Source organism: Mucilaginibacter sp. OAE612 (genome assembly GCF_041806395.1).
Classification (GTDB): domain Bacteria; phylum Bacteroidota; class Bacteroidia; order Sphingobacteriales; family Sphingobacteriaceae; genus Mucilaginibacter; species Mucilaginibacter rubeus.
This window is the reverse complement of sequence record NZ_JBGMUW010000001.1, coordinates 75,123-95,172: the sequence shown is the minus strand read 5'-3', so window position 1 is coordinate 95,172 and position 20,050 is coordinate 75,123. Positions and strand designations below refer to the sequence as shown.

General features: G+C 44.1%; 11 protein-coding genes and 1 pseudogene. 1 reads left to right on the top strand and 11 read right to left on the bottom strand.

Annotated features, from left to right (window positions below):
* Window positions 1-59: 59 nt before the first annotated feature.
* The 3 genes and pseudogenes from ABID99_RS00360 to ABID99_RS00350 form a co-directional block, all read right to left on the bottom strand.
* Window positions 60-344: pseudogene (locus tag ABID99_RS00360) on the bottom strand (four helix bundle protein); the annotation flags it as partial.
* 136 nt (window positions 345-480) lie between these two features.
* Window positions 481-1,974: a MiaB/RimO family radical SAM methylthiotransferase gene (locus ABID99_RS00355; RefSeq protein ID WP_090534351.1), complete on the bottom strand. Its 1,494-nt coding sequence runs from the start codon at window positions 1,972-1,974 to the stop codon at window positions 481-483.
* Between the two features lie 147 nt (window positions 1,975-2,121).
* On the bottom strand, window positions 2,122-2,979 hold the full coding sequence (locus tag ABID99_RS00350; protein ID WP_090534349.1) for a hypothetical protein: 858 nt from the start codon (window positions 2,977-2,979) through the stop codon (window positions 2,122-2,124).
* Between the two features lie 254 nt (window positions 2,980-3,233).
* On the opposite strand from ABID99_RS00350, the gene ABID99_RS00345 reads away from it, so the two are divergent.
* Window positions 3,234-5,036 (top strand): hypothetical protein, encoded by a 1,803-nt coding sequence (locus tag ABID99_RS00345; RefSeq protein WP_373612523.1) that lies wholly within the window; start codon window positions 3,234-3,236, stop codon window positions 5,034-5,036.
* Window positions 5,037-5,189: 153 nt separating this feature from the next.
* On the opposite strand, the gene sprA is transcribed toward ABID99_RS00345, so the two are convergent.
* The 8 genes from sprA to ABID99_RS00305 form a co-directional block, all read right to left on the bottom strand.
* Window positions 5,190-12,200, bottom strand: a complete 7,011-nt coding sequence (gene sprA / locus ABID99_RS00340; protein WP_373612522.1) for a cell surface protein SprA — start codon at window positions 12,198-12,200, stop codon at window positions 5,190-5,192.
* Window positions 12,201-12,224: 24 nt separating this feature from the next.
* Window positions 12,225-12,809: a Holliday junction branch migration protein RuvA gene (ruvA, locus tag ABID99_RS00335; protein WP_090534345.1), complete on the bottom strand. Its 585-nt coding sequence runs from the start codon at window positions 12,807-12,809 to the stop codon at window positions 12,225-12,227.
* 290 nt (window positions 12,810-13,099) lie between these two features.
* The gene (locus ABID99_RS00330; RefSeq protein ID WP_354485710.1) at window positions 13,100-15,376 is read right to left on the bottom strand and encodes an NADP-dependent malic enzyme; all 2,277 of its coding nucleotides are present in this window, start codon (window positions 15,374-15,376) and stop codon (window positions 13,100-13,102) included.
* A 146-nt stretch (window positions 15,377-15,522) separates the two neighbouring features.
* On the bottom strand, window positions 15,523-15,891 hold the full coding sequence (locus tag ABID99_RS00325; RefSeq protein ID WP_373612521.1) for an iron chaperone: 369 nt from the start codon (window positions 15,889-15,891) through the stop codon (window positions 15,523-15,525).
* Window positions 15,892-16,503: 612 nt separating this feature from the next.
* Window positions 16,504-17,778 carry a transglycosylase SLT domain-containing protein gene (locus tag ABID99_RS00320; RefSeq protein ID WP_373612520.1) on the bottom strand — a complete coding sequence of 425 codons (1,275 nt, stop codon included), beginning with the start codon at window positions 17,776-17,778 and terminating at the stop codon, window positions 16,504-16,506.
* A 68-nt stretch (window positions 17,779-17,846) separates the two neighbouring features.
* Window positions 17,847-19,271 carry an Asp-tRNA(Asn)/Glu-tRNA(Gln) amidotransferase subunit GatA gene (gene gatA / locus ABID99_RS00315; protein ID WP_373612519.1) on the bottom strand — a complete coding sequence of 475 codons (1,425 nt, stop codon included), beginning with the start codon at window positions 19,269-19,271 and terminating at the stop codon, window positions 17,847-17,849.
* Window positions 19,272-19,374: 103 nt separating this feature from the next.
* Window positions 19,375-19,548 carry a twin-arginine translocase TatA/TatE family subunit gene (locus ABID99_RS00310; protein ID WP_175490113.1) on the bottom strand — a complete coding sequence of 58 codons (174 nt, stop codon included), beginning with the start codon at window positions 19,546-19,548 and terminating at the stop codon, window positions 19,375-19,377.
* 32 nt (window positions 19,549-19,580) lie between these two features.
* Window positions 19,581-20,024: a twin-arginine translocase TatA/TatE family subunit gene (locus ABID99_RS00305; protein WP_188833502.1), complete on the bottom strand. Its 444-nt coding sequence runs from the start codon at window positions 20,022-20,024 to the stop codon at window positions 19,581-19,583.
* Window positions 20,025-20,050: the final 26 nt, after the last annotated feature.

Genomic DNA, 20,050 nt, shown 5'->3' with positions numbered 1-20,050 from the left:
TATCCTTATCTCAAATTAGCTCCTTAAATACATCTTGTCTTTTATTTTAGGCAATGCTTTCATTCATCATCGGAGTTCAAAATGTACTCCCTAAAAGAGAATATCATTTTTTGAACTTCAACAACAAGGTCTAAACACTCCTTTAATTTATCTTTAGAGCCGTAGCCCCTTCTTTCACATATTAATAATTGGGTCTCCACTTCAAACGATGAAGTAAGAGACGTTGTTAAGAACTCGGCAAAATGCGCCTTAGTTCTCTTGCCTGAACCTTCCGCTATGTTAGACGGAACTGAACAGGAACATCTGTTTAATTGGTCAATCAGGTTATATCTTTCCTCGATAGGTAATGCTTTACAATAGTCCTAAGTTAAATCAGTAAGGTCCATTGATTTTTGCCAAATCTTCAAGCTCTTAAAATTATGCCTCATCGTTACTTAGCTTTATTCTCTTTCTTGATTCCTGACTCTTAACTTCCTTTGTCTATACCACTTTCCCTATCAACGTGGCCGTAGTGCTGCGTTCAATCAATACGTTTACATAATGCCCCGGCTTGTAATTTTCACCAACCGGGAAAATCACCATCGCGTTTTGATCGCTGCGGCCGCAATAGTCTTTGTCTGATTTTTTGGAGAAACCTTCTATCAGTACACGTTCTACCCGGCCAATGCGGGCCTGCATTCTGTAAAAAGAATATTCCTGTTGCTTGGCTACAATTTCGGTTAAGCGTTTTTGTTTTACCTCTTCCGGTATGTCATCGGCATAGCGTTTTGCCGCTAAGGTACCCGGCCTTTCGCTGTATTTAAACATGTAGGCAAAATCATACTTTACGTAATCCATCATGCTTACGGTATCCTTGTGCTCCTCATCTGTTTCGCTGCAAAAACCGGTGATCACATCGGTTGAAATTGCACAATCCGGAATGATACGACGGATAGCGTCGATCCTATTGATGTACCATTCACGGTCATAAGTGCGGTTCATCAGGTCAAGAATACGGCTGTTACCCGATTGTACCGGCAGGTGGATATAATTACAGATATTATCGTATTTATTGATGGCATACAACACCTCATCGGTAATATCCTTTGGATGTGAGGTTGAAAACCTAACCCGCAGATCAGGATCGATCAGTGCAACCATTTCCAACAGGTTAGCGAAGTTTACCCCTCCAACCTCCCCCAAGGGAAGGCTTTTGTCATTTTCAACGCCTGCTTCAATTTGCCCTTCTAAAGCCCTCTCCTTTGGAGAGGGTTGGGGAGAGGTCCATTTATATGAATCTACATTCTGCCCTAATAAAGTAACCTCACGATAACCTCTGTCAAACAGGTCGCGGCATTCGGCAACTATCGATAAAGGGTCTCGGCTGCGCTCGCGGCCACGGGTAAAGGGTACCACGCAAAACGAGCACATGTTGTCGCACCCGCGCATAATGGATACAAATGCATTGATACCATTGCTGTTTAAGCGTACCGGGCTGATATCGGCATAAGTTTCCTCACGGGAGAGCAGCACGTTAACTGCCTTTTGACCATCATCTACCTGGTTAATGAGGTTCGGCAGATCGCGGTACGCATCCGGACCAACCACAACATCAACTAATTTTTCTTCTTCCAGGAATTTTGATTTCAGGCGTTCGGCCATACAGCCCAATACACCTACTACCAGGCCCGGATTTTTCACCTTGGCAACGGTAAACTCTTTTAAACGGTTGCGTACGCGTTGTTCGGCATTTTCGCGGATAGAACAGGTGTTGATGAAAATAACATCGGCTACGCTATAGTCGGCAGTGGTTTCAAAACCGCTTTCGGCCAATATCGATGCAACTATCTCACTGTCAGAAAAATTCATGGCACAGCCGTAGCTTTCAATATAAAGCTTGCGGCCATTATTTTTAGCTGTTTCGGCTTTTAACATTAGCGCCTCACCCTGCCTGCTCTCATCATGTGTTTTATCCGGAATAAGCAAATCCATCATTTATATAAAAAATTAGTTTGCAAAAATAAACAAAATTTAAATACCTAAATGACATATTGTCAGTATTAAATAAAATCTCATTTATTTCAAAAAAAAACGGGTAACACTTTCGCATTACCCGTTTATCCTATTCAAATAAGCCGTCACTTACTGCGTTAAAGCTACAGTGGTGGTATTATTGATTTGCCAGATAGCTGCACCGGGCGTAGGGAAGCTAACACCCTTGGTGCTACCTTTAACACCATTGTCCTGACCAAAATAGTAAAGCGGATGCCCTTTGTACACCAGTTGTGTTTGTCCGAATACGGTTATCACATCAAAGTCGGCTTTATTTAAAATAGAAGGAACACTTTGAACCGCCGTTACCGCATCGATTGGCCAGTTAGCATCATGTGCCGCCACACCTGTGCTAAATTTATTTGTCTTAAACGTATCCTTGCTAAACAGGTACAAAGTACGGCCATTGGCATCTGTGATATATTGTGAATTTTCAGTACCGGCGATACCTTTGCTTGTGTATTGGTTACCATCATGCCCTATCAGTTGAGCGTAGGAAACCATAACTGTATAATCCGGCTTGGCTATAAACCATGATTTGCCAACACCATCGCCGTTAACATCGGTAACAGCCACGTCTTTTGCATAATAATATAAAGGCCAGCCTTTATAGGTAGTTTGCTTATTCCCGTCGGCATTGGTGATAACGCCGAAGTCGGCAGCTGCCAGGCCGGTACCTATAGATGGGTTTTCTTTATAAAAGGCAGGCCAGGCTACAGCGCATCCTCCGGTACAAGTTGAAACGTTGGCCGCATCATCAGAGAACAGGTACAACGCACGACCGTTATTGTCTGTTATGATGCTACCAAAAGTTGCGTTTGAGGTAAGCTGTACGCCGGTAACAGCTTTAGGTGTGGTCGGGTTGTTGTCGTGATTTTTTTTGCACGATGCTGCTAATAAAGTTAAAACAATTGAGCCTGTCAGGGCTAAGTACATTTTTGTTTTCATCGGGAGTCTATTAGTGTTAAAAAAAGGTTTTTATATAGACATAACGCCCTGAAATCCCCGAGGGTTGCTTAACAGTTAAACAAAACCACAATATCAGTTAATCAACAACATGCAAACTACTACAGGCACCTTCAAAAACAATGAATTAAGTATGAGTTTTTATAAAAAAACAGCTTACCCGCCCATCAACTGTAACAAAAGTTACTAACTTGCTGTTAAAGCATAAAACACAGGTAAAAAGTAACAACCGGTAAATGGCACTCAATTTTTTAAAGCACCAGTGGCAAAAAAGAACGTTCAAATTTGTGCTGATACCGGTTATAGTGATATTGCTGCTGGCTGTAGTAGTAAACAGGTATTGGTCGCCCATTTTGGCCGCCAAAGTAAAGGATGTGGTATTAAGCAGCAGTGATAGCCTTTACAAAGCAGATTTCTCGGATGCCGAGCTGCATATCCTTCAGGGCAAAATTATTATTTACAATATAACCCTTAAGCCCGACACGACAGTTTATAATCAAAAAAAGCGTTTACGCCTGGCCCCCAATACACTGGTTGAGCTTAAGGTAAAACGGCTGGTGCTTAACCATGTGCATCCATTTAAGCTCTATTTTCAAAAAAAGCTTAATATTGGGCAAATCATCCTGAATGAGCCGCGCCTGAATGTAAGCTACCAGCTAAACCATACCAAAGATACTGTTGTTAAAGATCGCCGTACGGCCTGGCAGCGAATTTCCAAAAGCTTGAAATCGATCCATATCGGAAGCATCCTGCTCAATGATGTTAACCTGAACTATGAAGATTACTCGGGCAACAAGGTGGCCATTTCCAAACTTAAAGAACTAAACTTAAGTGCAAACGACCTGCTCATTGATTCGGCTACGCAATATGATAAATCGCGCCTGCTTTATTGCAAAGATATTATCACCGAATTGAACAATTACACCGGAGAAACACCAAGCGGCCTGTACACTTATAAGATCAGGCATCTTAAACTTTCCACCCTCACATCACGCCTAAATATCGAAGGGCTTGCTATGCAGCCAACTAAATCGGATGTTTTTTTTGATAAAAGCAAGAAAGACCGGCTGGGCTTACTGGCCGATTCTGTGCAGCTAAACAATTTTGACTACTTAAATTATCACAAATACCGCACTGTTTCTGCTTCAAGCCTAACCATGACAAATGGCAAGATAACGGCTTTCACCAACCCGGGTAAGAAACCAGATCCCACAACAGATAAGGTTAAAACGTTCCCCAATATGATGATCAAGAAATTAAATCTTGATTTAAGGATCGATACCATGAAAATCCGGCACGTTGATGTGATCTATAACGAGTTCAATAAAAAATCTCAAAAAACAGGTACCGTTACATTTAACAATACCAGCGGGCATATTTATAATATTACCAACAATCCATCGGCCATAGCCAAAAACAACATTACCCTTGTTGATCTGACAACCTATTTTATGAACCGCGGCCGACTCGATGTGCAATTGAAATTTAATTTAAGCGATGAAGATGCTGCTTTCAGTTATAAAGGCACATTAGGATCAATGGAATTTGGGAGGCTAAATCCAGCTACCATGCCTTTGGCTATGGTAAAAATGACATCGGGCAGCGTAAAAAAATTCAACTTTGATATCCAGGCCAACAGCAAAGTATTTAAAGGCAAGGTTGATTTTTTATATAACGATTTAAAGGTGGTGCTACTAAAAGCCGATACGGTTAATGATCGTTTCAAAAGGAAATCAATCATGTCGATATATGCCAACCTGTTTGTGATCAGGCGCAGTAATCCTGATGATAAGGGGAAGCTCACTTCGTCATTAGTGATCTATAAACGTCCTAAAGATTCACCATTTTTTAAAACTATCTGGAAAACCCTGCTTACAGGCATAAAACCATGTGTCGGCCTTGATGAAGAAAGCCAAAAAGCCACTAAAAACCGCATTGACGAACACCTCAAAAACAAGGAAGAACGGTTAAAAAACAAGGCACAACGCCAGAAAAGAAAAGCAGAGCGAAAAAAGCTAATGGACCAGGGGAAGTTTTGATAAGGTATGAAAATAACATCTCCACCACGTCATTGCGAGGTACGAAGTAATCCCCGACGGGCAGAGTAGCTATGCAAGCAGCCCTGTAAAGTTCGCGATTGCTTCGTACCTCGCAATGACGTTTCTTTATCAGGTCCCGTATTTCATTCAATTTTACTGCAGCAACAACTTCAAATTAATCCCAAAATTGGTAAATGATGTATTAAACGTTTGCGAAGTATAGGGCTTGGTAAGGTTTGAATCATAAAATAAATTCAGGTTAAAACGCTGGTTGATCACATAATCAACAGATGGCCTTACGGTAATATTTTGCGCCCCCGATGAGATCTCAGCCGATTCAACGTCGGCACGGTAAATGAGCGTTTTATTATCGCGCAATGAAAAATCGAGCTTAAAGTTCACGTCCTTATGCTGGATGCCTTCAAACCAGCCAAACGGAAAATGGAAATCTTTGGTGTGGTAACCAAAACCAAAAACAATGATCTTTTCGTTTTGCTGCGCCAACTGGCTGTTAAGCATACTTAAGCTGAGCGAACGGCTTTGGCGATATTCGGCATTGGCCGTCATGCTGTTTTTGAAACGTACGCTTGCGCCCAGCAAAGGCACAAACTGCTCAAAAATGGTAACCTGCGAAAACTGGTACAACGGCAGGAAATCATTATTTAAATCGCGCGAAGTGGCAGCGCCGTTGGCCTCGCGGTATTGCAGCAGTGAGGTAAAGCCGCTTACATTATATGATGAACGGTAACCATGGCTCAGATCAAACGAGTCAAAAATATCCTGGAACCAGGAGATCTTACCTAAGCCATTGTACGTTACCTGCCAGTTAGGAATAGGAATTTTTGGGAATTGCGACAGGTTACTGCCCGAAGCATTTTTACCTGCATATGCTGCCAGAAACGCCGGCACCAGCACATTTTGCGAATTTGGCCCGTAACCATCGGCATAACCATCAACAAGCCCGGCTGAATTTGGATTGGTACGCCCTAATCTTTGCGATATTACGGCGCGGGCATCCAAAAATTTCTGGAAAGTAGATGATACATTGTTAATTCCCTTTGCCGATTCAAAGGCGGTGCCAATGGTGAGGAACGATACACTATAATTACCTGATGTAACGGGGCTTAATGTTTCGATACTATTGCTTGATGCCAGGTATTTGAAATTAGCCTGGTAGTTATGGTCCTGGGTTTTAAAGGCGCTAAGCTCAATCCGCAGATCTTTAAATGGTTCTATAATACCCCTGAAGTGCATATCCTCATTTAACGATGTGGTATACAACTGATTTTGCAGGGTATCGGTGGTGATCCAGCCGCTAGCTACAGCCCTGGCCCGGATATCTGCCTGGCTACCTAATAAAAAGCCTAACCCGGGTGCATTACCATCTGCACCAAAAAAGCCCGACTGCGGTAAGTATCCAGGTAAAAACGTTCCCTGGGTACGGGTATAGGTTGCGCTCAGGTTTTTAATGCTGGTTAGCAGGCCTATCAGGATATTGCTCTTTTTATTGGGATTATTCGCCTTACGGATAAAAGGGAACTTGTTATACAGCGACACCATATTCAAGGTTGGATTAAGCTGGATTGCCCTTGAGTTTTGAATACTGTTACCAACATCATAAGCGGTACTATTGATAGCAAACAGCGGCTGCGTTTGCCAATTAAAGTGTGTACTGTAACGGGCTACTGCCGATATCCAATCCAATCCCGGAATTTTGTTAATAGGTACCGTATAATTAAAGTTGATAGTGTGGTTATAGTTGGTTGTACGGCCCAGCTTTTTCAGGTTATCCCAAAGGGTATCGCGCTTTAAACCATTGATCCGACCGGCGGGTTCATCCACAACCGAAAGATTGGTAGCGTCAATATCCATTTGTAATGATTTTGACAGGTTCCAGCCTATGCCGTATACACGGGTTATGTTGAAATACTTATTGAATGTTGTCGTCGGGATAGGGATATAATTATTGGGGTCATTATCGCGCAGGGTATTCTCCGAATAAAAGCGGTTAAAATTGATACTGAAATTCAATCGCGACGGCAGCAGGCTAAAGTTCAAATCGCGGAACAGGGCCAGCATATTGCTTTTGATGATCTTGGCAAATGGGCTGTAGTATTTGGGCTGATTGGTGTAGTTATAAGCGAGTGTGAGATTATAGGTTTTCTCCACGTCATTCTGCGTCACAAAATCATGGTGATTGTATTCCGTGTAGGCATAAGTGGCATTAAAGTTTTCGATATCCCAAATATGGTTAAGGGCATTTTGGTTTGTACGCGCCTTATGTACGTTGGTAAAGTTGATGCTTTTGCGGGTGGTAATATCAATAGCCGCGTTCCTGATAGAGTCGCGCTCTTTAGTGCTGGTTGCCGCCGCCAGCGATGCCTTCAGCTCAACATCCGGCGCTCCGGGATCATATTGCGGCATGCTCCTTTGTGATGACAAATTGATGTATGCCGGGATATGGATGCCGCTTTTATCCGGAAAAAACTTACCAAGCTCAACATTGGCCGATACGTCATAGGTTTGATCATCACTCTGGCTCCGGTCATTCAGCCTTGAATCAAGGGTACCGAAACCAATAGTTGTTTTACTGCCCGATACGGTAATATCGGCAAAGTCGGCAAGCTTGGCATCAATCCTCGCGGTAGCGGCCCATCCCCCGCGCTGGTCAAAATCGGTAAGGCGCAGCTCGTCATACCAAACAGTTCCTGATTTATCCAACCCATCATCGGGCAAAACATTTGTGCCTTTATATGGATTGCGCACGCCAAGCATAATGGTACGCAGCTTGCTTAAATCGGGCTGGCCCTTAATATAAACTACCTTATCGCCCTCGGTGTATTTAAAAAGCTGGTTGTAGGCCACGTTGGAGTGATTACGTGCAAGCTTGGCCCGGATCAGCAAATCAAGCTCCAGGTCCATTTCATTAACATCCGGCCATATTGCTCCTGCGTCGCTGGTACCCGGCTGGGTTATTTTTAAAGGCAATTCGTACTCATAATAGTTATCCTGGTAATCAACCCCGAGGCGGATAAACGCGTTCAGGTCATTATCCTTCAAATAATCACCTTCGGCATGGATAAACATTTGCATGCGTTTGTATTTGCGCAGGTCATTATAAAAAGTACGAAAGGCAGCCCTTGAATATCCGTCGCGCAGGCTTTTTATATTAAGAGACAGCGATTGCTCGTTGAGTTTGGTATTGGTTTGCAGGTTATTGTAATTACGCTGGCGGTTAATACCAGGCGGCACCACATAAGGTATAGGCGTGCGGTTACCGTTCTCTTCAATATTTACAGCCTGCACGTCGATGGTCGAATTATCTATCGGCGGGTTTTGGATAGCCGGATCGGCAATAACATTCAGCGGATTTTTTTCGGTATTGAAAGCACGCCACTCGCCGCGCACCAGTTCCAGGGTCGCAAAACGAAGCACGGCGGTATCAGCAAAGTTGGTCATGAACATCCTCATAAAACGGATCGCCTTAAAATCCTGGATGTTGCCCACTTTTGATTGATAATCTGAGATTGGGATCCGGAACTGGTACCAGTTAACTGCCTGGGTTGTACCGTTAGGCAGTTTCACTTGTGCGGTAACTTTATCGCTGATATAGTTTTGACCAACAACCATATCGGCCGGCCGCATAGATACCTTGTATTGGAAGTATGAGTCTTCCTGGCTCATGTTGTTGTCGCGGTTAATATCCTCACCATCGGGCAGCGAAGTTGAGGCTGAATTTTGAATGCCGAGTTCGGCCTGTGACTGCTGCGCCGTTTTCGAGTTACCGTCGGTACCGTTGTATTTGCTATAACGTTCAAGGATGCCGGCGCGGGCCTGGTCCAGCGCGGGGCCCTGGTAATACTGATAATCATCGGATGAAGGGTCGGCAGCAATGGCAGTCGCGGCCTGCGCGTTCAGTTGTCCTTTTATCTGCTGAACAACCGGGGCAAATTTGGTTTGTTCATCCTGGTCGTTCATGCCGTCCAAACCAACATCCTGCAGTTTACGGGCATCGGGGTTGTTATCAAAAGCATTAATCACCGGCTGTAGTTTAGACACCCGCCCCCAGCTGGTTTCATCCACCTTGGTCAGGTCGCCGTCAACAGGCAAACCATTTTCCAGGCTTTTACGCCCGTCCTTTAAAATATCTTCCGATAGCGAACCTAAGTTAAAGTACAAGTCGCCACCAGCCGAGTTTGGTTTGTATATGAATGGATCAAGCATCCAAAACTCGATGTAGGATACGTTCAACGATTCAAAATCATTTGTTTCCAGCTTCCTGAACATACCGCCCCAGCGTGTTTTAGGGTTTTGCAAGGTACCGTCGGGATTAATACCTGTGGTAGCATAGTTGTACGGCCCACGGATACTTGGATAAAAAGCCATGTTGAGCGTAGCCAGGCTAATCGGCTGCCCGGTAGCCGACTGCTTGTAAGGGAAAACTTCCTGCTCAATCACCTGCCTTACATAATGGTTGGAAAGCTCGCTTCTTGATATAGGGATGGAACCTGTATTGGTATAAAATATAGGGTCGATATTATAAAAAGCCAGCCGGGCACGGTTATAGCCATAGCTCAGGTTATCAAACAAAGCCGATTCGCCAAACAATTGCGGCGTTCCTGAAATTTGCCAGCTGTTAGCTCCTTTAATATCTATTACCGATTGACTGTTTTCAAAATCGTCAAGATAAGATGTGCCGTGTTTGGAGCCTGCAAAATTCAATGCACCGGGACTGCCTGGCATCAGTTTGGCAAACTCGCCATAAAAGTTAATGGACGATGGCACTTTGGTATGGATGCCGGGGATCTTATCAACCAGCCTGGTTAAAAACCGGGAGTTTGAACTGTAATTGGCATCAAACCCCCAAATGGTATTGGAGATGGATTCTTCGCCGGCAATTTCATTTTGGGTGATAGGCTGTTCGGTAAGGTGCATCAAAGTAGCACCCAACTGAAGCTTATCGCTGGCATGATAATCAAGCCTGGTACCGTATAATGACTTTTGCTGCACGCCGAACAATTCATTATTCTCCAGCTTTACGGTAATAGGCTGACCGGAAGATAACAGTGCCTGGTTCAGGATCCTGATCCGCCCGGCATTGTAGTCAACCGTATAATCGTTCCCTTCCTGCAACTTCACGGTACCCGCGGTTACGTTCACCGATCCCTGCGGAATGTTAACTGCATTTAGTTGATACTCTGAACCACCTGTTGAGGTATAAGTTCCCTTGATTACATACCTGTTTAATGCCGGGAAATATTGCTGTGCGATGGTTTTGGTTGAGTCATACAATGGCTGATAAACGTATCGTTTAACCAGGTCGGTCTCGCCCGGGGTAAATTTGGATGCCAGGTCCGAACCAAAAGGCTCCACCACCGGGAACGAGATTCGCCCGTTTTGCGAATCGATGGTGATTCCTTCTAAAAAGTCAAAGTAGCCATCCGGCTTTTTATCGCTTTGCTGGTTGAGGTTATCAAGTCCTGCTACCTGGAGCCACAGCTTACCTTTTAGGTTTTGCCCCTCTTCCATTACCGTTTTTTCGATCCCCGTTTTATCATCAAGGCGGGTAACAGTTAACTTAAAATTGGTAGGGGCTATCTGAAAAGCACCGAGGGAGTAAATGTTTTTCATCATCAAATCCCAGGTAGGCAGGTTGGTTTTCAATAACTCGCCTTTCAGCAATTTCACAAAAAGCACATTAGGCGTATTTGGGTTAACGGCAACATCGCTGCTAAATTCACCCACCTGGTATTGCACACCATTAACAGTATACTGGTAAGCAACCGCCAGTACCTCATCATTATTTAAGGGATAATTTAGGGAGATGTAACCTAACTGCGGGTGCAGGGTATACTCCTTATCAGTAAGCTTGCGGGCGTAAGTTAGTTTTGAATAGTTATCCGTATTGCCCGATCCCTGGAAAAAGCTGGCCACATCATTGGAGTTGGTGAGCCTTGCATTTTGCGGCAAAACAGATAACAGATTGTTTGATTGCTGGGCAAAACCCGGCCCTTTAAAACCCGCGGGCAGGGCACTGCCGCCGCCCACAATCCTTGTTTTATTGTATGGGTTATTTTCCCCAAGGTCGATGAAGGCCAATATATCGCGCGAATCGGTAGTTACGTTGGTACGATTGGTTGTCCAAACCTCAATTTTAGTAATGTTTACATTGGAGCTGATGATCGGGATATTGGCCAGCGCCCTATTATAATTATTCCTGAAATATTGCGACAGGAAGAAGTGTTTGTTGGCCTCATAATCGGCAGGCGTCAACCTAAACTCACCTTGTTGCGAGCCATTGGTAATGGTGATGGTTTTTGACTGTGAGCGTTGCTGCGAAAAGATACTTGTAACATCCAGCCGCCCGAATTTCAGCTTGGTTTTAACGCCAAAAAGCGCCTGACTACCGGTGATCAGCGTGGTATTAAGCGGCATACTAACCGTACCGGCCTCAATTTTCTGAATGATCTCGTCGGGCGAGCCTGTATAATCCAGCTTTATCTGGTTTTCAAACTGGAACTGCGCGTCGGTGTTGTAATTGGTGGTGATTTTTAACTTATCGCCTATGTTACCGGTTACGTTGAGTTGGATGCGCTGATCAAAATTAAAGTTAAACTGGCTGCGCTGACGGGTGTTAAACAGCGGGTTTTGATTTTTATTTATTTGCCCGGCCATGATCATCTCTGCTGATCCTTGCGGACGGATATCAATCACCGAGCTACCAAAGATCTGCTCAAACGTACGGCTCCTGACCTTTATAGGCGGTATAAACCCCGGCTGCTGCGAATCATAGGCATAATTATCTGCCAGTTGCTGAAAATAGCCCCGTTGGACCGATCGTTCTTTAAGTTTTAAATATTGCTCAAACGTAAGATACTGCGGGGGGCGGTAAAGCAAATTACCTACCCTTTCGTATAAAATATAACGGTTTGTGGCCGGATCATATTCAATGGTACGTACCAGGCCTGCCGGGTCGGTATTGAAAATACCTTCCCTCATCCGCTGGCTTCGTGGCGCGGTCAGGTTTATTGGTGCATTTGATTTGGTTGTATCATTTTTAGCCGAAGGCGAAGGCTTTTGTTGTGCATACACATTTCCCAGCCCCCCGAACACCACAATGAACAACACACTTATAAGTGTCTTATAAGTAAATACTTTGATCAAAAGTTAGTAGATATTTATCCGTAATTATAGCGTTTTTAACGCGAACTTAATTAGTTCTTCAACCGTTAATTCGCCATTATTTTTCTTGATCTCCTGGTCTAATACCTTTTCGGCAACGTTACGCGCAAAGCCCAGCATTACTAATGCTGATAGTGCTTCATCCTTAACCGTCTGGCTCACCGGCACAACAGTTAAGGTATCGGGGCCTTCCTTACGCAGCTTATCCTGCAGCTCCAAAATGATCCGCTGGGCCGATTTTGGCCCTATTCCTTTTATCCGCTGGATTAATGAAACATTACCGGTCACAATAGCCGCCTGGATCTCGGCCGGGCTTATGGACGATAACATCATCCTTGCCGTATTTGGCCCGATACCCGAAATGGAGATCAAATGTAAGAACAACCTGCGCTCGCCTTCTGTAGCAAAGCCGTAAAGCGTGTGCGCGTCCTCTTTTACGTGTAACCATGCAAAGAGTTTACATTTTTCGTCGTCACTAATGCCCGAATAGGTATTTACCGAAATATTAATATGATACCCTACCCCTCCCGCATCTATAACCACATACGACGGGCTTTTAAACATTAGTTTCCCACTAATATAATCATACATATATTATTACTTTATTAAGATTATTAAACAATGATGTTAATGGCAAACAGCCTTTACAGTGATTATCCAAAGATAAAATTCCGGCGTCATTATGTTCATATAATGACAAACAAAAAGCTGCGTTATACTCGCCTTAAAAGATAAAGACGCTAAGCATTTAAATACCAGCGTCTTTAGCCCCCTCTAAATCTCCCCCGGTAGGGGAGACTTTATGGAGATTTCTTAAAAGCCCTCCCTTCCGGGGAGGGTTTGGGTGGGGCTTACCGGGGGAGATTTAGAGGGGGCTTGGCTTATTTGGCTGCAGCTTTTGCCTGCGCATCAACCACCGCAATGGTAACCATATTTACAATTTCTCGTACCGAACTGCCTAACTGCAGCACATGCACGGGTTTCTTTAAGCCAACCAATATCGGTCCAACTGCTTCGGCACCGCCTATTTCCTGCAAAAGTTTATAGGCAATATTGCCCGACTCCAGGTTAGGGAAAATCAGCGTATTGGCCGGTTTACCATTGAGTGTTGAGAACGGGAAGTTATCATCAAGCAAATCAGCGTTAAGCGCAAAGTTGGCCTGCATATCGCCGTCGACAACCATATCAGGATATTTTTCATGCAGTATCGCTACTGTTTCCCTGGTTTTTTCTGGTATCTCCCCTTCGTTCGACCCAAAGTTGGAGTATGATAACACAGCCACCCTCGGGCTGATGTTAAACTGCTTTACCGAGCGTTCAATCAGCACGGTAATATCAACCAAATCATTCACACACGGGTTTACGTTCACCGTAGTATCACCAAAAAATACAGGGCCTTTAGCGGTGATCATCATATACATGCCCGCAACACGGTTCACACCTTCTTCAGTACCGATAATTTGCAGGGCCGGTTTTACTGTGGTTACATAGTTTTTGGTTAAACCCGAGATCAGCGCATCGGCCCGGCCAAATTGTACCATACAAGCGCCGTAGTAGTTGCGGTCTACCAATTGCTTTTTAGCCTCATACAGGGTAATCCCCCTGCGCTGGCGTTTGTTATACAGAAACTCGGTATACTCATCCATATGCTCGCAGCCTTCCCGCGGATCAATGATATGAACATCGCCCAAATCAAGGTCATTATCATGGATGATCTTTTTGATCCTGTCAATATTGCCCAGCAAAATAGGGGTGGCAATACCTTCCTCTTTCACTATCTGTGCCGATCTTAAGATCTTATAATTATCAGCCTCGGCAAATACAACGCGCTTAGGGTTCTGTTTTGCTTTAGCGGTAAGGTTCCGCAGCAGCTTATCATTAGTACCCAGGCGCACCCTCAGCTCCTCTGCATACGCATCCCAATCGGTGATCACCTTACGGGCTACACCTGAAGCTATGGCTGCTTTTGCCACCGCCATGGATACCTCGGTGATCAACCTTTGGTCCATTGGTTTAGGGATGATGTAATCCTTACCAAATTTCAGGTTAGTAAGGTTATAAGCGAGGTTAACGGCTTCGGGAACCGGTTTTTTAGCCATTTCGGCAATGGCGTGCGTGGCGGCAATTTTCATTTCCTCGTTAATAGCAGTAGCCCTAACGTCAAGCGCCCCGCGGAAGATGTAAGGAAAACCAAGCACGTTATTTACCTGGTTAGGAAAATCGGAACGGCCGGTTGCCATAATAATATCATCGCGTGTGCCGGCTGCAAGGTCATAATCAATTTCGGGCACCGGGTTGGCCATAGCAAAAACAATGGGCTTTTTAGCCATGGTTTTCAGCATATCGGGGGTTACCACATTACCTGCCGAAAGGCCGACAAATACGTCGGCATTTTTCATGGCATCGGCCAGTGTTTTAACATCTGTACGGGCAGTAGCAAACTCCATCCTGATATCGTCAAGGTCGGTGCGTTCCTGGTTTAGTACACCATTGATATCAAACATCACCAGGTTCTCTTTTTTAACCCCTAATGACAGGTACATTTTTGAACAGGATACCGCGGCGGCGCCCGCACCGTTAACTACCATCTTTATCTTATCCAGTTTTTTTCCCTGGATTTCGCAGGCGTTCATCAAAGCCGCGCCGGATATAATGGCGGTACCATGCTGATCATCATGCATTACGGGAATATTCATTTCGGCTTTTAGCCTGCGCTCAATTTCAAAGCAGGTTGGGGCCGAAATATCTTCCAGGTTCACACCACCAAATGTAGGCTCAAGCGCTTTTACAATGTTTACAAAATCATCAACACTTTTAGCATTCAGCTCAAGATCAAACACGTCAATATCCGCATAGATCTTGAACAGCAGGCCCTTGCCCTCCATTACAGGCTTGCTGGCCTCAGGGCCGATGTTGCCCAAGCCAAGTACGGCAGTACCGTTACTGATCACAGCTACCAGATTGCCTTTGGCGGTATATTTATAAACATCTTCGGTATTGTCAGCAATCTTTAAACATGGCTCAGCCACACCGGGCGAGTAAGCCATGGTTAAGTCGCGCTGCGAATTTGTTGGTTTGGTAGGTACAACTTGTATCTTTCCGGGACGGCCTTGCGAGTGGTAATTCAGCGCATCCTGTTTTCGGTTAGTTTTATTCATTTTTTTCAAATTGAAGCGCCCAAAATTACAATTCTTTTTATGGAACAAACATAAAAAAGCCCCTTTTTGCGATTATGTTAAAAAGAGGATAAAATATGGTTAAAGTTTTGATAAGATGTGTTTAAAAGAACGGATTTGGCAATGTTCTATTTTTTCTTCTTTGCCTTCTCTATATTTTTCTGAACCCTGAACTTTACAATTTTGGTGATCAGATCGAGGGGCATAGGCTCATCAAGCGGAAACTGAACCGAGCCTTTGGCTCCCTTATAACCCGACAATTCTTCTTTAAATTCTTCCAAACCCTGCGGTGCGGGATAAAACCCGATATGATTCTTAAAACCGCCGAAGTGCACTAAATTGCCATTGAGCACAAAGGTAGGAATAGCATATTTGATAGCTTCCCCGGCATCTGGGGCAGCGGCTTTGATGGTTTCGCGCACCTGTTGCAGTTTCTGTTGTACATCATCCGGGAAACCGGCAATATATTCATCAATATTTTCTTTTGGCTTTTCCATAGCAATATTTTTGTCCGGAAGTCCGAAAGTCCGCATAAGTCCGAAAGATTTTCACGGAAAGACTTTTTATCTATAAAAATACAAATGTTTTTTTATGTCCGAAAGTCGGAAAGTCCGGAAGTCCGAAAGATTCTTATACTATCATCTCTTGCGCTCGTTTGCAACGAGTGCTTAATATGGTTTGGCGATTGCATCGCCAGTCGCGTTATAAACGCTAACCCAAGATAAGCACTCGTTGCAAACGAGCGCAAGTTAAAACGGCTAAGTTACTTTGCCCCGGCGGCCAGAGGCCGCTTGATAATCGCCACTCGCCAGGATGCGAGCGGCGGCGAGGGGGTTAACAGGGTTAACACTTTTCGCAATTTGTCAATATAAAATATTGATAATAAGATATATAATAAAAACAGGGGTTACACTAACAATCCGCTAAAAGTACTTTGTTTGCGGTCGCTGTACCACTGTAGCCATTAACCGGGCGGCGATTGAAGAACTTACAATAGTATAAAAGACAAATCCGAAAGCTGGATCTCAACTTTCGGACTTGCGGACATCGGACTTCCCGACAAAAAATACTTTCGGACTTCCGGACTGCGGACTTCCCGACTAAAAAAATTAATTCTTTGAATACCCGCCGTCATCCTGCACGTTGGCAGCAACTTCCCCTGCCGATACCCTTAGCGTCGCCCCCACAGGCGCCCGGTTAGTTTTAAGATGGTTCCAAACTTTCAGATCGGAAACCTCACAACCAAACATATCAGCTATAGACGCAAGCGTTTCGCCTCTCTTCACTTTATGATGAGTAGGGATTTTGCGTTCAGACTTAGCCGGTGTATATTGAACGGCGGCGTAAACAGCGGGCTTAGCAGCAGGTTTCACCGGTGTATCAACACCATTTAACACATTGTATAATGCCGCGTAATTATCTTTTGCTGTTTGCGGAATGATAAGCCTGCGTGGCGCCTTAGCGCTGCCATTAACCACCGCCATCCTGTATGATGGATTAAGGATCGTGATCTCTCTTAAACTAACATCAAGCGCCTGGGCAACATTACTTAACGGAACAACTCTTTTAACCATCACCGTATCGGTACGGGTAGAGAAATTGCAGGCCTGTGCAACGATGTTATGTTTATTAAAATAGTGCATTACATAATTCATGGCGATGAAAGCCGGCACATAACCACGGGTTTCAACAGGCAGGTACTGGCGGATGCTCCAGAAATCGGTTACGTCACCTGCTTTTTCAACGGCGCGTTCCACATTGCTTTTACCACAATTATAGGAGGCGATGGCCAGCAGCCAGTCGCCAAATTCCTGGTACGCGTCTTTCAGATAGGCAGCCGCGGCATAGCTCGATTGGATAGGGTCACGGCGTTCATCAACATAGTTATCCATGTTTAAGCCATAAGTTTTTGCTGTGGTACCCATAAACTGCCAAAGACCTGTGGCCCCTACCCTTGATACTGCGTTTGGATCAAGCTTTGATTCAACAATCGACAGGAATTTTATTTCTTCGGGGATCCCCGCTTCGCGGAAAGCCTTTTCGTAAATGGGGAAGTAGTATTTGGTTAAGCCTGCAACCTGGCCCATTTCATCGCGGTTATGCATATACAGGTCGATATAAGCCTGTACATATTCATTATAATCCAACTGGATATCCTTTCGGATGGAATCTAACCTGCGCTTGTACAAACCGCCGTATGTACTTAACGGCAACGACTGATTAAGCACCGGTAAAATAGTAGTGTCGGCGTTTACAATATCGGGGTTAAATTTGGTTACCCGGTTTATTTGCTTAATTGACTTTGCCGAATTGGTTGTGTTTGTTTCGGCTTGTAAAACTTGGAGTGATAAGAGGCAAATGGTCAGCGTAAATAATCTCTTCATTTATTCAGGGATTTGATTAATTTATAATGCCCAAAGCATCAGCATTTTACTAAAATATCATTTTTTTATTACAGATCGAGAAAATATTTGGCAAAATCTAACAGTTGCTGTTCGCCAAAGTGCTTTGTTAATAACTGTAAACCTAACGGCAAACCGTTGCTGTTATTGCCCGTAGGTATTGATATGGCCGGCACGCCGGTTAATGAGGCTTGTACGGTAAAAATATCAGAAAGATACATTACCACCGGATCTTTCTCTTCCTTACCTATGTTAAAGGCCGGTTCGGGTGCGGTAGGCACCAGTATAAAATCATACTCTTCCAGTATCTGGTTTGTTTTTTCCTGTATCAGCCTGCGTACCTTTTGTGCTTTCGCGTAGTAAGCATCGTAATAACCCGCGCTCAAAACAAAAGTCCCCAGCATAATACGGCGCTTTACTTCCTTACCAAAACCTTCAGAACGGGAACGTTTATAAGTAGACTGTAAATCTGTAGCCAGCGGACTGCGATAACCGTAATGCACACCGTCGTACCTTGCCAGGTTTGATGAGGCTTCGGCCATGGCCAGGATATAATAGGTTGGTACCAGGTATTCCAGCAGTTCAAAAGCTATCGGGGTAACTGTGTGCCCATCGGCACGCAGCTTATCGATGTATTGTACAAGGTTGTCTTTTACTTCGGTGTCAACACCCGGGCTTGATATGGCTTCCTGCAGGTAAGCTATCTTCTTTTTTTCCGGCTTTTGAAGATTAGTATATGATGCAGGTGGCGGAGTTTGTGATAACGTACTGTCATATTCATCCGGACCTGCGAGTACTTCCAGCAATAATGCAGCGTCTTCTACCGATTTAGTGATAGGGCCAACCTGGTCAAACGAGGAAGCATAGGCGATAATACCGTGCCTTGAAATTGTTCCGTATGTTGGCTTTAAACCTACAACACCGCAAAATGAAGCCGGCTGCCTTACCGAACCACCCGTATCCGTACCTAAAGCGGCATGGCACATCCCTGCTTGTACGGCCACAGCCGAACCGCCCGACGAACCGCCTGCAACTTTAGTTTCATCGGCATGGTTTTTTACCGGGCCAAAGTATGATGATTCGTTGGTGGCGCCCATGGCAAATTCATCGCAGTTACAGCGCCCAATGATCACCGCGTCTTCGGCCAGCAGGCGTTCAACCACGGTTGATGAAAAGATGGAAGTGAAACCGGTTAAGATTTTTGAGGAGGCACTAACCTGGTGCCCTTTATAGCAGATATTATCTTTAATGCCGACAACCATACCGGCTAATTTGCCGCCGGTGCCATTCTTTATTTTGTTGTCAACGTTTTTTGCAGCAATCAGCGCTTCATCGGCAAACACTTCATTAAAAGCGTTTAAATGAGCATTTTTTTCAATTTCAAGCAAATAGCCCTTTACAAGACCTTCAACAGTAATTTCTGCACGTTCCAACCCGCTCTTTATTTCGGTTAAAGAGGAATAAATATTAGCCATGGGGCTAAAATAAAAAACTTATCCGTTGAAATAAGAAATAAATCAACAGATAAGTTCATATACTCGATAAAAATGGCATTAAAACCTAATCCCTGTTAGGGTATTAAGCTTTTTTTTCTTCAGATGAAGAAGATGAGCCGTCGCTGTTTTGCGCGTCTTTAAATTCCTTAACGCCTTTCCCTAAGCCTCTCATTAATTCAGGTATTTTTTTACCGCCGAATAATAAAAGTATCGCAATGATGATCAGAATAATTTCTGGTGCGCCTAATCCACCCATGATTTTAAGTTTTATGTATGATTAATATTATATTATGATTTGTATTCTTCTTCTTTTTCGGTATCCAGATGGCTACCGGTAATGGTCTTATCTAAATTGATATGACTTTGGTGTTCCGGCTCAGCCGGGGTATTTACATGATAATCACTGATCGCGATTGTATTTGGAACAGTATTTTCAACAACCGGCTTTTCGTGCTCAGCTGCAGCTTCCGGAGCTTCTGAAGCTTTTTCATCTAAAAGCGGTTTTTCTTCTTCTACTTTAGGTGCAGGTTTCTTTTCCTCGTAATTATTGATCTGGTTATTGATCTCACGTTTAACATCTTCAGAGGCATCTTTAAAGTCGCGGATCCCTTTACCCAGGCTCCGTGCCAGGCCGGGCAGTTTTTCGCCGCCAAATAGCATCAATGCTGCAAAAAGTATCAGTACCATCTCGCCCGTACCAATATTTAAAAATAACAAAACTGAACTTAACATAGCATTCTGTTTAAGGATACAAATAT

Coding starts and splice junctions, on each gene's coding strand:
- ABID99_RS00345 (WP_373612523.1), top strand. CDS start 3,234: ATGGCACTCAATTTTTTAAAGCACCAGTGGCAAAAAAGAACGTTCAAA.
- ABID99_RS00305 (WP_188833502.1), bottom strand. CDS start 20,024: ATGTTAAGTTCAGTTTTGTTATTTTTAAATATTGGTACGGGCGAGATG.
- ABID99_RS00325 (WP_373612521.1), bottom strand. CDS start 15,891: ATGGAAAAGCCAAAAGAAAATATTGATGAATATATTGCCGGTTTCCCG.
- ABID99_RS00310 (WP_175490113.1), bottom strand. CDS start 19,548: ATGGGTGGATTAGGCGCACCAGAAATTATTCTGATCATCATTGCGATA.
- ABID99_RS00330 (WP_354485710.1), bottom strand. CDS start 15,376: ATGAATAAAACTAACCGAAAACAGGATGCGCTGAATTACCACTCGCAA.
- ABID99_RS00320 (WP_373612520.1), bottom strand. CDS start 17,778: ATGAAGAGATTATTTACGCTGACCATTTGCCTCTTATCACTCCAAGTT.
- ABID99_RS00350 (WP_090534349.1), bottom strand. CDS start 2,979: ATGAAAACAAAAATGTACTTAGCCCTGACAGGCTCAATTGTTTTAACT.
- ruvA (WP_090534345.1), bottom strand. CDS start 12,809: ATGTATGATTATATTAGTGGGAAACTAATGTTTAAAAGCCCGTCGTAT.
- gatA (WP_373612519.1), bottom strand. CDS start 19,271: ATGGCTAATATTTATTCCTCTTTAACCGAAATAAAGAGCGGGTTGGAA.
- ABID99_RS00355 (WP_090534351.1), bottom strand. CDS start 1,974: ATGATGGATTTGCTTATTCCGGATAAAACACATGATGAGAGCAGGCAG.